Genomic DNA, 15,353 nt, shown 5'->3' with positions numbered 1-15,353 from the left:
AACATGTAAAGACAGGGTATGTGTTCAGCAATTACGCTGAATGGAAACGTGCATGAGCCGTATACGAGGTCCGTACGTACGGTTCTGTAAGAGGGATGAGGCGGTAACGCCTCACCCTACTTTTTGTTTGTCGCTATCAGTTCTGACTATGATCGTTATTGCCACAGGCACCGTAAATATGTGTTGGCCTTAACTTGAGAAAGAGGTGATACGATGAACCCTTACCCACGCACGTTTTCCCATATCGGGATTTCAGTTCCCGATTTAGAAGCGGCAGTGAAGTTCTATACCGAGGTACTCGGATGGTATGTGATTATGGAGCCGACAGAAATTGTGGAAGATGATTCTGCAATAGGTGAAATGTGCACAGATGTATTCGGAGCAGGGTGGGAGCGCTTTCGGATTGCCCATATGTCTACAGGAGACCGAATTGGTGTTGAACTTTTCCAGTTTAAAAACCAAGTTAACCCTGAAGATAACTTCGAGTATTGGAAAACCGGGATATTCCATTTTTGTGTGCAAGACCCTGATGTGGAAGGGCTTGCCGAAAAAATTGTAGCTGCGGGCGGGAAAAAACGAATGAAAGCACCACGGTATTACTATCCTGGTGAAAAGCCATATCGCATGATCTACATGGAAGATCCGTTTGGCAATATTCTTGAGATTTATTCACATAGTTATGAATTGCACTATTCAAGTGGTGCGTACAACTCATAATTATGTCTGCTTTAAGTTATTTGCCTAATAATGAAAGAGCCAACCGAAAGGTTGGCTCAATGCGTCTTATAGACGGTTAAGAAGCCGTATTGCTGACTACTGAACTACTAGCGGTTTGGCTTGGCTCATTAGACGTGAGGTGATCAAATTCATCAATCAGCTGTTCAAAGCTAGCCAAGTGATCATTGCTAATGCTTGATGCAAGCGGCAAATCATAGTTATAGGCATCAACAGGACGGTTACGTACTAACAGTTCGAAGTGCAAGTGTGGGCCTGTTAAGCGGCCTGTTGCGCCAGATAGTGCGATTCTTTGGCCCCGTTTAATCTCATCGCCTTTCTTTACTAGGAAGCGGCTTAAATGTAGGTATCGTGTTTTGTAGATATTGTTGTGCTCAATCACCAGGTATTTGCCAGCATAGGGGTGATTACGCACCGCTATGACCTTGCCATCACCGATGGAATACACTGGCGCGCCTACAGGTGTCGCATAGTCAGTACCATTATGCGGGCTAATGCGGCCGGTGACTGGGTGCTTGCGTTGTGGGTTGAAATGAGATGTAACGCGTCTGAATTGCTTATCGACAGGAAAGCGATCAAAAGCTTGCTCTAGGCTCTCACCGTTTCTGTCATAGAAGCGACCGTCATCAGCAATGAAAGCGGATATGGTTTTGCGATGGGCATTCAGTTCGATAGCTTTGATTTCTGTTCTGCCTGTTTTGTGATTGTCCACGTGTTGCTCGGCAATCAAGACTTTGAACTGATCATTGGCTCTTAGCTCCTTGGCAAAATTAATTTTGCTGGCTAACACTCGGGTAATGTTAGCGATTTGGTTAGACGTTAGTCCTTGCTTGTGAGCCGAAAGAGAAAAGCTACCTTGAATCGAGCCGGTATACAGCTTATTCACCCATTCTGAAGGGCGTTCTTCAAACTTATAGCTGTAGTTGCCATCTTCTTCTAAGCGGTAAATTGCACGCTCGATAATGCTTTGGTTATAAACAAACTCAACCAGTGAGTCGTAGAGGGTATCTATTTCAAGCTCTAGGTGATCACCGGGTTTAATCGTATCAAGGTGAAGGTAATCGAGGTCGGTTTCCAATATCTTTTGCAATGTCGTGTAAGGAATGTTCCATCGCGCTAAGATGCTGCTCAGGCTATCACCTACTTTTACGATATAGTTGATATTTTCAATAGATGAGTTAATTACTGGTGGCTCTACAGGTAAAGTGGCGATATTTTGCGTTGGCTTTGACTCAGATTGCATGATAGCGCTTTCAACTTGCTTGAGCTCTTTTGCGTTTAATTCAACTGCGATCTCGCGTTTAGTATCGTTTGTTGTAGGTAAAATTGCGGCGATAGTGAGTGAACCGGTTGCAACGATGGCAAGAGCGGGTTTGAGAAACTTCATTGTTAAATTATAAAAGTGATTTTGTGATGTTATAACATACCCAGAGTGCTATTGGCAGAGGCATTGTTTAAATAATTGTTTCATACAGTGTAATTGATGGAAGCGTACTCAAATATAGCAGTCAGTAATTTGTAGAGGGAACCAAAAGCCTATTTTGAAGTCTGCTATTAGTTAGTCAAAGTTGGTTAGATTACGTTGGTGAGTAGAGGTCGAAAAATAGTGAATATACCTGAGCTGCTTGATGGAATAGCAATTAAAGCAAAGTTAAATAAACAGTCCCGCTGGTTGCCTAGCAGTTTATTACTCAGCGTATTCCTAATGGCAGGGTGCACCATGCAAAGCCAATTTGAGGTTGAAGCCCAGAGTAACCCGGATGTTCCTATCGCGATTACCAACTACGGAACAACATTGCCTGATAGTAAAGGCAATGTTGGTTTTAGGGTCTATTTTAGAAATACCTCACCTCTTGATGTCACCTCTGTTCGCTTTAATGTGCAAGCTTATGAACTAAGCGGAAGAGAACAAGTTGGTATTTCAGCACCAAAGGTGGAAAAGCACCTTCAATTTAACCAACCGTTACCATCAGGGCAGGGGGCGCACCCACTTTGGCGTGGCGTATGGCAAGGTAATGACAACATTGCCTGCGGCAGGGTTTCTTCTGTGGATGTGACTTATAGTGATGGTGTAAAAGTCCATATTCCTCAAGACGCATTATCTAAAATGATTTACAACAATAACTGCCTTAATCTGGAAGGTGATGAGTATGCGTTCTAGCTTGGTCTGATATTGACAGAAAAATATGGCTATGTGATTTTATAATGCTGCATGTTTTTTGGAGTACTAGCAGTTGCTTCAGTGAATATCTAAGCGAGTCAGCTATGGAATCAAGCCACACCGAAATATCATCCAAGCAAGAAGTGATCAACGTTCTGGATATTTTCCCAGAGTTAAACCAGGGGTTAATCGAACTGTTAGAGGGGTTTTCCCAGGACGAGTGGGAAAAAGAAACCTGCCTGAAAGGAAGAAGCGTTAAAGATCTTGTTAGCCATTTGATTGATACTTCCTTGAGAAGGCTCGCCATGGACCGGGATCATTATTTCTCTGAAGCACCAGAGATTCATTCTCGTGAAGATCTTGTTGAATTCATTCAGTCACAAAACCGCGATTGGATTCTAGCTACTCGTCGTCTGAGCCCGAACATGCTGCTTTCACTTCTAAAATCATCTGGTGATGAATTAGTCGATTTTTTGGGCACATTAGAACTTCATGAAAAAGCGCTGTTTCCTGTCGATTGGGCTGGTGAGTCTCAATCTGAAAATTGGTTTGATATCGCCCGAGAGTATACCGAGAAATGGCATCATCAAATGCAAATTCGTGATGCGGTTGGAAGAGAAGGACCGCTGTATGAGACGCGATTTTTCCAGCCAATTATTGATTCATTTATTAAGGCGTTACCGGTTGCCTTTAATCAATCGAATAGAGCTGAATTTACTGTAGCGATTGAAATAACAGGCACTTGTGGTGGTACGTATTTTCTGGAGAAAAAAGCACACTCAACGGGTTTTGTTGAAGGTAAGCTTGAACAAACCTCAAACAGAGTGAAAATCGATCAGAAAGAGTTCTGCAAGTTGGTTACCAATAGCAAGCTGAAAGAAGCTATCGAGTTTGAAGCGGTTGGTGATAGTGAAGTTACCAATCAATTATTGTTGGTCGTTGCGGTGATGTCTTAAGTCTTTTGAGCTGTTGTCAGATCTGCGCTTGGTAAGGGGGCAGTTGCCCCCTTGTATTAACTGTTCGTATGAAGCCGGAGAGCCAGCTGCTCAAGGTTACGTTCGTTGCCCACGATACGAAGCCTTGCATATTCGTGATTAACCCGAGTACTGGTTGATTGAAAATGGGTACCGCAGCATGATGATACACCAATCGATTTTAGGTAAGCCGAAGCATTGTCACCCGACTTGCGAACTAACATGATGGGAGTTTGCTTGGAGCTCGGCAGTACCTCAAAACCTGACTTTTCCAAAAATGCCGTCATTTGTTGTTTATATGCCGTTATCATTTGGTTGTTGTTCCGAACAAATAACTTCGCGTTGGGCAGGATGTAGCTGGCGATTTTCATTGCAGGTAGTGTTGGGGTAAATAGCGCCACCGCTTCTTTCAAATAGGGGGTGATTGTTGGCGAGGAGACAATGTATCCAAGGCGAAGCCCTGCAAGTCCAAGCCCTTTCGAGAATGTTCTAACCACGACCAAGTTTGGAAAACTTTTGCACTCTTGTGCCATGGTTTGCCTGTCGAGTAGGCATTCCCCGTAGGCCTCATCAACTATAAGTAGGCTTTCCGATTGCTCGCAAGCTTGGCACAGCTTTATCAGGTTCTCTTTATCGTAAATTCTACCGGTAGGGTTATTTGGGTTATCAATGTAGACAATGGCGGGTTTATCACAGTGTATCTTGTTGATTAAAGCCCCGAAAAGATCCCGTTCGTCATTGAATTCAAACATATCAATCGCTTCGTAGTGACCGCCTATGAGTTTGAATTCAGACACAGCTTCGACAAATTGCGGGCCAATACCAATCATGGTCCTGTGCTGGCGGTCGATAAGCTTATTGAAAATAAGCTCCAGTGCACCTAAAGATCCGTTAGTAAACGTTAAATCCTGACTATTTACCCCGAGGTATTGCCCAACTTGGTGGCTCAATTCTGCAAGGTGCTCAAAGCTGTAATACTCATCAATGTCTTTTAAGAGCTCCGGTAGAAACTCTGCTGCAATTGGTGGTGAGCCAAAAGGATTAGAGCCTAGTGCGCAGTCGATAATATAGGAGTGCGACACATAGGAGGCTTGTTCTTGTCTTAGTTCATGATTTAACTTCACGATGCGATTCCACGGTATTCGTTGTTATACCAAGGGTGAAGTGAGACAAATTTTTAAAATAGGTCACTTTCCGACATTTACCGTTCGGCAGTTTTATCAAGTATCTAGTTATCAATTATTTGTTTTGTTTCTAAATTTAACCAAACGCATTTTCTTTTTGCTTTAAGAAGTCAATCAAAGCTCGAACACGCAGTGGCATGAATGCTTTTTCTTGATATACCGCATAAATCGGAATTTGAAGATCATGAATTTCCGGTAGGAGGCGGATTAATTTACCCTGTGCCAACTCTTCTTTCATCATGAAGCTAGGCATGATGGCAAAGCCCAAATCATTGAGTACGAACTCTTTGACTGATGCTGCTGTTCGCACTTGTACTTTGGGAGTGTGTGCAAGATGTGTTGTTTGGCCTTGGTTATTGGTGAATGTCAGTTGCTTATCGCCATGGACGATATGGTGGCTAATCCAATCGAGTCGCAACAGGTCATCAGCCGTATCAACGGTACCTACCGTGGCAAGGTATGTTGGAGAGGCACAAATCATGTCACAAAAATAACCCAGTTTAACGGCGTATAAGCTGGAATCTTCAAGGGTAGAAGAAGCGCGAAGTGCGATATCACAACGCGACTCGATTAAGTTGCTGTAGCTATCACTTTCTATGATATCGAGCCTGACCTCAGGGTAGCGATGCAGGAACTCACTCAAAATATCGACCAGGGCCGTACTTGGGGTGGATATTCTAATAGTGCCGCTGGGGACTTGGTTAACGTCTTGGGTTTCAGCGTTTGCCTGGGTTGCGATATCCCCAATCATTTTGCACTTTTCGTAGTAATGCGCGCCAGCATCCGTCAGTGAAAGTGACCGTGTTGTACGGTGCAATAAACGGGTATTCAGTGCTTGCTCTAGCTTGCTAACAATCTGGGATACACGTGCCTTACCAATTCCAAGATCATCGGCTGCTTGAGTAAAAGATTGTTTTTCCGCCACTTTAGCGAAAACCATCATGTCATCTAGTGAGATCATCGTTATTATTGTTTAGCTGGAATTAACAATGAGTTTATCTAAAGCCTAATTATCTATCAAATAACAAACGATATAGTTACTTCATCAACAGCGGCAAGCCATTTCAAATGGCAATGACCGTAAGAATCAGTGAATAGATGGAGAAATGGATATGTCAGATCGTAAAATTCTCGTTACCGGTGCATCGGGTAAATTAGGTAAGCAAGTGGTGTCTTACTTGCTTGAAGATTTTGCTGTTAGCCCAAGCCAACTCATAGTGACTACCCGCAAGGCAGAGAGTTTAAAAGCGCTGGCTGACAAAGGGGTTGATGTGCGTGAAGCTGACTTTGCCAACCCTGACTCCTTGGTTGAAGCATTCAAAGGGGCAAGCAGTTTACTTTTGATTAGTATTGATGCTGCTGGGCCTCGTACCCAACCACATCTGAATGCAGTTGCTGCGGCAGAACAAGCTGGGGTAGAGCATATTGCTTATACTTCTATGCCAGCAGCAGAGCAGTCACCTGTTGTATTTGCCCATGAGCATGAAGCAACCGAAAAAGCGATTAAAGACAGCGCTATTGCAAACGCGACCATTATGCGCAACAACTGGTACTTCGAAAATATCCCAGAGTACTTCGCAAGTATTCTACAAACAGGCCACTGGCTAACCTCTGCAGAAGAAGGTCGAAGTGCACAATTGTCTCGAAAAGACTTAGCTTATGCCGCCGCTGCCGCTTTGGTGAGTCCTGCCAAAGGAATAGTGACTTTGCTTTTGAATGGTGGGAAATCACAGACACATGCTGAAATGGCCCAGTTAATGGATAAGGTGCTAGGTACATCAATCAACATGGTTAACCTAACGGATGATCAGTACCAGTCGCAGCTTGAAACATTCGGTTTGCCTGAACCTATTATTGCGCTATGTACCACCATGGATCACCACAACCGCGAAAACCTATCAGATGGTACAAGTGAAGCTTTCGAACAACTGACAGGTAGGAAACCACAAAGCTTTGAAGCTTGGCTAGAAGCGAATAAGACAGAACTACAAAAGCTCGCTAACTTGTAATTGCTAGTGGGTATAACAAAGGGGCTTTCGCGGCCCTTTTCTGTGTATGAGTACAGCATAAATGGCTAGACGCTCCCTTCAAAAGCCTGCTTTCGTGAATGATCTACATCAATACTGCAAATGAGAATCGTTACTAACGTGATTTATTGTGATACCCTCGCCCCAGAATTACCCCACTAGATTTAGCTTTAACCAAGAATGAACCTGACTCATAAAGACTATTTTAAGATTGCTTTTCCCTTCATTGTCTCGACGGTAACCCAGCCGCTACTCGGGGCGGTTGATACTGCCGTCATCGGAAAACTTGGCGTTGCTGAGCTTATCGGTGGTGTGGCGATTGGTACTGTTATCATGAACACCTTGTACTGGTTGTTTGGCTTTTTCCGTGTCAGTACCACGGGGCAAAGTGCCATTGCATTGGGTAAAAACAGCCATGCTGATCAGGCCAGCAGTTTGTTTCGCCCGTTTGTCTTGGCGCTGTGCGTTGGTTTGATTTTTATTGTTTTGCAATCGTTGATTTGGCGTGGAGCGCAATGGATTATTGAGCCAGATGCGGTGGTTGGACAAAATGCCAAGATCTACTTTGATATCATGATTTTTGGTGCACCTTTTGTGCTGCTTAATTACACCCTTATTGGTTGGTTAATGGGGCAGGCGAAAGCGAAGGAAACGCTGTTTACCCAAGTATTCGGTAATGTATTGAACATTGTGCTCGATATCGTGTTTGTTCTTTACTTCGATATGGGTATTGTTGGTGTTGCCGTTGCGACCTTGATTGCACAAATCACGACTTTTGCGATTGGTGTTGGTTTTGTTTTGAAGACATGCAAATTCTCGCTGCTTGAGTATATTGCTACAGCCAAAATGTCCCGCAAAGATCTAAAGGTGATTATGTCATCGAATATGGATCTGTTGCTGCGTACCGTTTGTATCCTTGTCTTCTTCAACATGATGGCGCGTGTTGGTTCGCAACTTGGTTCGGATGTCTTGGCGGCCAATGCAATCCTGATGCAGGTGACCTTTATCGTCAGCTACATGTTTGACGGTGTGGCGAATGCTTCAAGCGTGTTTGCGGGCAAAGCGGTTGGTCAAAAGAACCCTGCCTTGCTAGATAATGTCATTAAGTTGAACGCACAATGGACGACGGCGTTCGTTGTGGTACTTACATTGCTGACTATTCTATTTAAACAACAAATTGTCATGTTGTTTACGACTTTACCTGAACTGGTCGAGCTTTATTTGGCAATGAGCCCTTGGCTGCTGGTGTTCCCGCTAGTGGCAGGCTATGGCCTAACTTTCTACGGTATTTTTACAGGTACAGGTACCACGCGACCGGTGAGAAACTCAAGTTTCATTACCTTGCTTGTATTTCTTGCTGTTCAGTTCATCGCTGTTGAGCAATGGGGCAATCACGGACTATGGCTTGCATTCACTTTGTTCTACGTAGGACGCTTTGTTTTCCTTTACCCATCAATTGGCCAAGTTAAACAGAAGTGCCATTAAGGTGCTTTAAAATAGGCACTTACTGACTTGTAGGGCGGAGTTCTCCGCCCTTTGTGATCTGAATTAATCGTAATTTACCGAGCTCTAGCCTAAATAATCCTTCAGGGCTGTTCTAATGCCCAACCGTAAATGATAGTATTGTTATGTTATATTATTACATGATGTGCTGTCGTGAATTCAAAACCTTTACTTACCGTCACCAACCTGAGTCTAGCGGATTCTAAGCGAACGTTATTCCAAGAGATAAACTTTGATGTATCCCAAGGTGAAGTACTCGCCATTATGGGGCCATCTGGCATTGGTAAATCAATGCTGTCTAAAGCAATCGCAGGCTTTTTACCTTCAGATGTGATGGTTGATGGTAGTGTTCAGCTCAATGATAGCGAGGTGGGCCAGCTGCCTATGCTTCAGCGTTCTCAAACGCAACGACCAGCCGTCATATTTCAAGATGCGTTAAAGGCGTTGAATCCATTAGCGACAGTGGAACAACAATTAAGCTTGGCACTAACAGTCAATAAAACGCGTCTAAATGCCACTAACCGTGACGCTGTCACGGAACTGTTGGCGCAGCTCGGCTTAGCTGAACCCGATTCGATTCTAGCCTTGTACCCAAGTCAGCTATCAGGTGGTCAACGCCAACGAATCTGTATCGCGATTTCATTATTGGGTAGTGCCAATCTGGTGATAGCGGATGAGCCAACCAGTGCCTTAGACCCTATTACAGAAAATGAAATCCTGAATCTATTTCGCAACAGTATTCAGCAGCGGTGCATAGGCGGCATTTTAATTACTCATGATCTCTCGGCGGCATTGGCATGCGATAAGTTACTGGTGATAGCCGATAGCACCATGGTGGCTTACGGTGAGCCAACCCAAGCCATACGTCAGAGCCAGCATCCATTTTGCCAGCAACTTGAACAACTCTTGTCTTGAAGTGAAAGATGAATAAGCACAATCCGTTAAAATCCGCTCAGGTTCGCTTTGATAACGTCAGTGTTCATTACTACTCCTCACCACGATGGTTAGGGGGGAAAGCGTTCAAAGCACTCGAACAATTGGACTTGAGCATAGAGACACAGAACCTAGCGATTGTAGGCCCATCAGGGGCGGGTAAGTCAACTTTGATTGAGCTGCTTTTTGGCTTGCGTAAGCCAAGCTTAGGGGAAGTGTATGTTTGCGGCTTCCCGCTATCTCGTGCTTCTGCGAAGCAGCGACAGGCTTTATGTCAGCACATTCAACTGATTCCTCAAGAGCCTCAGGCAAGCTTGAACCCGTATTATACCGTGCAGCAAATCCTGATTGAGCCATTGATCAATATTGGTGTGGTTGAAGGGCAGAAAGAGCGCGTTCAACAAGTGTTAGAGGATGTTGGTTTAGAAAGCAGCTTATTGGACCGCAATCCTCAACAGTTATCTGTTGGCCAAGCACAGCGGGTAGCGATTGCAAGGGCACTGATTGTCAAACCCTGTGTGCTGGTCGCTGATGAGCCAACGAGTAGCCTTGACCCAGTCAGCCGTAAGCAAGTGCTTGATTTACTCGCGCACATACAATCGACACGGCAAATGCGCTTAATTTTAGTGACACATGATCTCGATGCAGCCCAAGCCCTATGCGACGAAATTCTCGTGCTTGATCAGGGGCGTGCGGTTGAGCACGGGTGTGCAAAGACAGTGGCACTCAATCCATCTCATTTAACCACTCGAGCACTCATGAGTGCTCAACACAACAGTAATACACCAACTAAAACCATTGGAGAGGTTTCGTATGCAACTTAGTACTCGCAAGTTAGCATTAACGCTTGCTTTGAGCACATTATTGAGCGGATGTTTTGATTCAGGCGAAAGTCAATCTGAAGCCAAGTCATCTGCGGCAGAGCAGCCATCATTGGAAGTTCGAGTTGCCATGATGCAACCACCAAGAACAGGGTTGTCACCGTTATCTGATGATGCCTTTAAGCTGTCGCGCTGGAGTACCGCCGAAACCTTGGTTAACTTAAGCGATCAGTCTGTTGCTGAGCCAATGCTAGCGACAGAATGGCAACAAGTTGACCCGATGACTTGGCACTTTACTGTTCGTGAAGGGGTGAAATTCCATGATGGCTCTGCGCTGGATGCCAATGCGGTAGTTAACTCGTTGCAAAAAGCACTGGCAGCGGCACCGAAGCCTCGCATCTTGGATGGTATCCAATGGGAAGTGAAAGCGGTGGGTGATTTTAAGGTAGAAATCAAAACCACTTTTAACGACCCGCTATTACCAAGCCGTCTCTCAAGCCCTCAGCTTGCAATCCTAACGCCGTCTGCCTATCAAGAAAATGGTCGCGTTGTGCCAACTAATGCGGGTACCGGGCCATTTGTGTTGACCGAAATTAACGGCCAAACCAGCGCTAAACTAGCCCGTTTTGATGATTATTGGGGAGAGAAAACCAAGGTAGAGTCAATTTTTGCTGAATACGTACCAGACGGTTTTGCTCGCGCAGCAGCACTGCGTACCGGTAAAGCGGATGTTGTTGAAGCTGTCCCTGTTTCCCAAATCGCTATGATTGACAAAGAGCTGCTTCACGAAGTGGCGATGCCTCGAACAAACACCTTGTACCTCAATAATCAGTCTGAGGTATTTAGCCAGTTTGGTTTGCGAAAGGCGGCTGCACAAGCTGTTGATCGTGAGCAAATCATCAAAACTGTTTACGAAAACCATGCTGATTTAGCGAAAGGCTTGTTGGGTCCTGCATTGGCGTGGGCTGAGCCAGTTCGTGCAAAGAACCCACGTATTGAAACGATGGAACTGCGCCGTGCAAATGGCGAGAAAATTGTTATCGGTACGTTCACCGACCGTGCAGAACTACCAGAAGTCGCTGTTTTGCTGAAGCAGCAACTTGAATCCGCTGGCTTTGTTGTTGAGCTAGATGTTCGTGAATACGCTCAAATCGAGAACGATGCATTAGCAGGTAAGTTTGACGCGTTTCTGCTATCACGTGCGACTGTTCTAGATTCGGGTGACCCAGTTGCCTACATGCAAAGTGATTTTAGCTGTAAAGGTTCGTTCAACCTTGGCCAGTTCTGTTCTGAAGAAGTGGACGCCGCACTTACACATGCTGACCGTCAGCCGCTGGGCGAACTGCGTCAACAGGCAATTATCGAAGCTGAAAGTAAGATCCTTGAGCAGTATGCTGCTATTCCGCTACTTCACGAGCGCGTTATCCAGGGTGAGAGTTTAAGTGTCGATAATGCAGAGCGAGATCCTCGCGAGCGTCGTTTGATCACTCAGTTTACTGAGGTGAACTAACCCAATGCTGTCTGCTGTAAACATGCGTTCTTTGTCATACACACTTATGCCCTGGTTCTCGCGGCTACTGTCACTTGCTGTGGTAGTGGTATTGGTTGGGTTGATGCCTGAAATTGCGGGTATCGATCCTACTCAGTCAATTCTCCGAGCAAGAACAGGTAACCAGCAGTTGATCACCGAGGAAGCACTGCAAGCCATCCGCGTCGATCTCCAATTAGATAGGAGTGCGCTGGAAAGGTTGTGGGACTGGCTCAGCCATGCCATGCAAGGTGATCTCGGCTATTCATGGGTGGATGGTTCACCCGTGATGCAGAGTGTGCAGCAGACAGCGACAACCTCGCTCTTTTTGATGACAAGCGCATTAGCACTGACCTTTGTGCTATGCGTACTGAGTGTTTGTTATACCATTAAATGCTGGCAGAAAAATCAGCTCGACAATCAGCATAACAGCCTAAGCTCTGTGTTGGTTTCTCTGCCCGAGTATGTCATTGCGTCGTTGTTGATTCTTGTTTTCTCAATTTGGTTGGGGTGGTTGCCTCCCTATGGCTGGCAAGGCATGGCTAATCTCTGGTTGCCAAGCTTAGCTCTGGCTTTGCCTGCAAGTGGTTTGTTTAGCCGACTATTGAATGACAGCTTAAGGCGAGTACTGAACGAGCCTTGGGTGATTACGTGGCTAAGTGCCAATGTCAGCAAGCTGCAGATTGTGCGTTTTGCTCTTTATCGAGCAGTAAGTAACCTGATCCCGCAGATTGCCATGATAGTCATTGGTCTGGCTGGTGGTGCGGTTGCTGTTGAGCAGATTTTTTCAATCCCAGGCATTGGCCGCTTGATCTTGGGCGCGGCTAAGTCACAAGATTTGCCTTTGCTACAAGGTGGCTTGTTAGTACTGTTGGTATTCTCAATATTAATCAGCAGCTTGAGTATTCTGATTCAACGCTTGGTATTAGGGCATAGCTTAACCAGTGGCAAGCTGATCAGCAGCCATAGCACCTTCAAGTTTACCCAAAGTCGTTCCAAGCGCATTGCCAGCGCCAGTATTTTCCTGGTCTTGATTGCGTGTGCTGGATGGGCATTGCTACGGGATCCTTATTCCATTCAGTTTATGCGTTTAGCGTCGCCAAGCTTAACGGCACCATTTGGTGCTGATGCCATTGGTCGTGACATGCTCGCAAGGGTAGGGAGTGGTATGTTTTCTACCATCAAAATGGGCATACTGGCGACATTCCTTAGCTTAATAATTGGAATGCTGTTGGGCTTTGTGACCCGTTATAGCCAGGGGTTAATTGAGATTACCAAGGGTGTGCCATACATAGTGGCGGGCCTTTTGGTTGCTGGGCTAACGGGCATGAACCCGAACAGCGCACTGATTGCGATTGTGCTAGTTTCGTGGGCACCATTGGCTGCTCATTGTGCGAGTTTATTGCTAGAGGCCAAAGCACAGCCCTATACCCATCTTGCGCCAGTCTGGGGGACAAGCAAGCTACGCGTATTGCGATACTATTTGCTCCCCTATGTGCTTCCACCACTCATTAGGCACGCGTTGTTACGCCTTCCGGTGATAACATTGAGCCTAACTTCATTGAGCTTCATTGGTTTGGGTGCTAAGCCGCCATCACCAGAGTGGGGGCTATTGATTGCGGAAAACCTGCCTTATATCGAGCGTGCACCTCAAGGCGTCTTGTTGCCGATCGCGGGGTTAGTCATGTTAGCTGTGGCGATTAACTTGCTGTTTGATGACTAACTATGAGGGGATTCGGTGAATGCCGCTTATTCTGTTAGTGGCGCATATTCGGCGAAAGCCACTTTTTCATCAGTATTAGGTACGAACAAAATAAAAGGAGCTCAGTTGAGCTCCTTTTTTGAATTGGGGGTCTGTGAAATTAAAGTTCTTTCATCGCTGACACAACAGAAGGGTCGTTGATCAGGTTAAACAGCATGCTTTTTGCTGATGCCCTTTGCGAGTCTGACAATGCTTTCTTCGGGTTTTCACGAGACTGAGTCAGAATGTTTTTGATGAATCGGCTATTGGTGCCAGACAGTTCATACACAAAACGTAGCGTATCGAGTAACTCACCTTGCGGCATACTATATACAGCCATCTCACAACCAAGGCTATCCATGGCAAGTAAATCATTTACTACTACCTTACGCTCAGCATTGAACTTTTCTTTGGCTTCATAGGCATCAATCAAAGTCTGTACTCTATCTGCGATAGCAACAGGCACTTCCATTGTTTTAGTTTCATGAGTCATTTTTGATTCTCCTGTTCTTGCTGAGATTTATTACTGGCTCAAGTTTACGCGTTAACTCGAGAATAGGCATTAACTTTAGCGAGAATATAAGCCTAAACCATGGCTTTGAGCGTAATTGGCTGAAACGTAATCACTTGTTTGAGTGTTGAAGCAAAAATTGAGTGGGTGGTATGTCAAAGTGCCTCACTGAGACGGGTTGTAAAAGTGAGGCACCTTAAATAAAGACAAGCTAGGGGTTATTCGTTTTGTGACCTAGAGAAGAACAGCGCGTACATGGTTGGTATAACTATCAAAACAACGGGTAATGAAAACAGCGAACCGTAGCCAAGGGTTAATGACATTGGCCCCATATAGACGTCGGTTCCACCTAAGCCATATGCCAGCGGCAATAAGCCGGCGACGGTTGTCAGTGATGTCATCACTATAGGGCGCAATCGGCTTACTGCTGCCTGTGTAACGGCTTCTAATACAGCAACGCCTTCTTGCCTTAGTTCATTGATTCGGTTGATGAGCACCAAGGAGTTGTTAACGACAACGCCTGTCATCCCGAGTACACCAATCAACCCAAATAGTGACATTGGCTGCATGTGAACCACTAATGCCATCAATGACGCTAGAATTGCGAACGGAATGACCGCCATGACAAGCAATGGCTGTAACAGTGAATTAAACATGACAGCCAGAACAAAGTAGATGGCGACCATGGCAGCAGGGAATACCACCATAAATCCACTCATGGTTTCATTGGTACTTTCCGCTTCACCGCCGACATCAATGGTCACATTCGAGGAATACTGACCATCTAATGCTGCCAGCAATTCGTTTGAGAGAGCGAGAGGGCTAATCTTTTCGTCAGACAATGCTGCCGACACGGTCACTTCACGCTCGCCATTATAGTGTTTAATTAGGCGCGGGATCTGAATTTGCTCTACCGTCGCCAGCCGGCTTAATGGTACTGGGTGCCCGTCAGGCGTGTATATTTTGGTTGTATTTAGCTTATCGATATCGCGAAATTGCTCGTCTAATACAACGCGGATATCGACTTCCTGATCGCCCAGCCATGTTGATGTGACTTGGTTGCCGTCAAAGCCAACACGTAAAGCGTTCGACAGATCGGTCACTGTCAGATTGATCTGCTCCAGCCAGACTGGACACTTCATTAAGCGACATTTTGCTTTTCAAAGTTAACTGGGCTTAGGTACCCAAGAGCACTGTGCCTTCTCGTCTGATTATAATCAACCTCAATGTACTCA

General features: G+C 45.4%; 14 protein-coding genes and 1 pseudogene. 9 read left to right on the top strand and 6 right to left on the bottom strand.

Annotation, left to right across the window (positions count from 1 at the left end; all coding sequences use genetic code 11):
• The first annotated feature begins 213 nt into the window (after nt 1–213).
• Nucleotides 214–717, top strand: a complete 504-nt coding sequence (locus C9I98_RS26145) for a lactoylglutathione lyase family protein (protein WP_036819596.1) — start codon at nt 214–216, stop codon at nt 715–717.
• Between the two features lie 76 nt (nt 718–793).
• On the opposite strand, the gene C9I98_RS26140 is transcribed toward C9I98_RS26145, so the two are convergent.
• Nucleotides 794–2,122 (bottom strand): peptidoglycan DD-metalloendopeptidase family protein, encoded by a 1,329-nt coding sequence (locus tag C9I98_RS26140; protein ID WP_036819599.1) that lies wholly within the window; start codon nt 2,120–2,122, stop codon nt 794–796.
• 219 nt (nt 2,123–2,341) lie between these two features.
• Between C9I98_RS26140 and C9I98_RS26135 the strand changes: the two genes are divergently transcribed.
• Nucleotides 2,342–2,896: a hypothetical protein gene (locus C9I98_RS26135; protein ID WP_152557110.1), complete on the top strand. Its 555-nt coding sequence runs from the start codon at nt 2,342–2,344 to the stop codon at nt 2,894–2,896.
• A gap of 104 nt (nt 2,897–3,000) precedes the next feature.
• The gene (locus tag C9I98_RS26130; RefSeq protein WP_158262716.1) at nt 3,001–3,852 is read left to right on the top strand and encodes a maleylpyruvate isomerase N-terminal domain-containing protein; all 852 of its coding nucleotides are present in this window, start codon (nt 3,001–3,003) and stop codon (nt 3,850–3,852) included.
• 56 nt (nt 3,853–3,908) lie between these two features.
• Here the strand turns inward: C9I98_RS26130 and C9I98_RS26125 are convergent, their stop codons facing one another.
• Both C9I98_RS26125 and C9I98_RS26120 read right to left on the bottom strand, forming a co-directional pair.
• A complete protein-coding gene (locus C9I98_RS26125) occupies nt 3,909–4,994 on the bottom strand; it encodes an aminotransferase class I/II-fold pyridoxal phosphate-dependent enzyme (protein WP_036816564.1) in 1,086 nt (361 codons plus the stop codon).
• 136 nt (nt 4,995–5,130) lie between these two features.
• The gene (locus tag C9I98_RS26120) at nt 5,131–6,015 is read right to left on the bottom strand and encodes a LysR family transcriptional regulator (RefSeq protein ID WP_036816561.1); all 885 of its coding nucleotides are present in this window, start codon (nt 6,013–6,015) and stop codon (nt 5,131–5,133) included.
• Nucleotides 6,016–6,166: 151 nt separating this feature from the next.
• On the opposite strand from C9I98_RS26120, the gene C9I98_RS26115 reads away from it, so the two are divergent.
• The 6 genes from C9I98_RS26115 (at nt 6,167) to C9I98_RS26090 (ending at nt 13,589) form a co-directional block, all read left to right on the top strand.
• Nucleotides 6,167–7,063 carry an SDR family oxidoreductase gene (locus C9I98_RS26115; protein WP_036816558.1) on the top strand — a complete coding sequence of 299 codons (897 nt, stop codon included), beginning with the start codon at nt 6,167–6,169 and terminating at the stop codon, nt 7,061–7,063.
• A 198-nt stretch (nt 7,064–7,261) separates the two neighbouring features.
• Complete coding sequence (locus C9I98_RS26110; RefSeq protein ID WP_036816556.1) at nt 7,262–8,566, top strand: MATE family efflux transporter; 1,305 nt, start codon at nt 7,262–7,264, stop codon at nt 8,564–8,566.
• A gap of 171 nt (nt 8,567–8,737) precedes the next feature.
• The gene (locus tag C9I98_RS26105; protein WP_036816548.1) at nt 8,738–9,499 is read left to right on the top strand and encodes an ATP-binding cassette domain-containing protein; all 762 of its coding nucleotides are present in this window, start codon (nt 8,738–8,740) and stop codon (nt 9,497–9,499) included.
• An 8-nt stretch (nt 9,500–9,507) separates the two neighbouring features.
• Nucleotides 9,508–10,341, top strand: a complete 834-nt coding sequence (locus tag C9I98_RS26100; RefSeq protein ID WP_036816546.1) for an ABC transporter ATP-binding protein — start codon at nt 9,508–9,510, stop codon at nt 10,339–10,341.
• Complete coding sequence (locus C9I98_RS26095; RefSeq protein WP_107272669.1) at nt 10,331–11,848, top strand: ABC transporter substrate-binding protein; 1,518 nt, start codon at nt 10,331–10,333, stop codon at nt 11,846–11,848. The genes C9I98_RS26100 and C9I98_RS26095 overlap by 11 nt, the downstream gene beginning before the upstream one ends.
• A gap of 4 nt (nt 11,849–11,852) precedes the next feature.
• Complete coding sequence (locus tag C9I98_RS26090) at nt 11,853–13,589, top strand: ABC transporter permease subunit (protein ID WP_036829592.1); 1,737 nt, start codon at nt 11,853–11,855, stop codon at nt 13,587–13,589.
• Nucleotides 13,590–13,728: 139 nt separating this feature from the next.
• On the opposite strand, the gene C9I98_RS26085 is transcribed toward C9I98_RS26090, so the two are convergent.
• The 3 genes and pseudogenes from C9I98_RS26085 to C9I98_RS26075 form a co-directional block, all read right to left on the bottom strand.
• The gene (locus C9I98_RS26085; protein WP_036829591.1) at nt 13,729–14,100 is read right to left on the bottom strand and encodes a hypothetical protein; all 372 of its coding nucleotides are present in this window, start codon (nt 14,098–14,100) and stop codon (nt 13,729–13,731) included.
• Nucleotides 14,101–14,336: 236 nt separating this feature from the next.
• Nucleotides 14,337–15,245, bottom strand: a pseudogene (locus C9I98_RS26080) (efflux RND transporter permease subunit); the annotation flags it as partial.
• Nucleotides 15,246–15,259: 14 nt separating this feature from the next.
• Nucleotides 15,260–15,353: IS3 family transposase (locus tag C9I98_RS26075; RefSeq protein ID WP_146153905.1), on the bottom strand; the 94-nt coding region annotated here is incomplete at its 5' end.

It is taken from the genome of Photobacterium sanctipauli (assembly GCF_003026495.1).
Lineage (GTDB): Bacteria > Pseudomonadota > Gammaproteobacteria > Enterobacterales > Vibrionaceae > Photobacterium > Photobacterium sanctipauli.
This window is presented reverse-complemented; position numbering and strand designations above follow the sequence as displayed.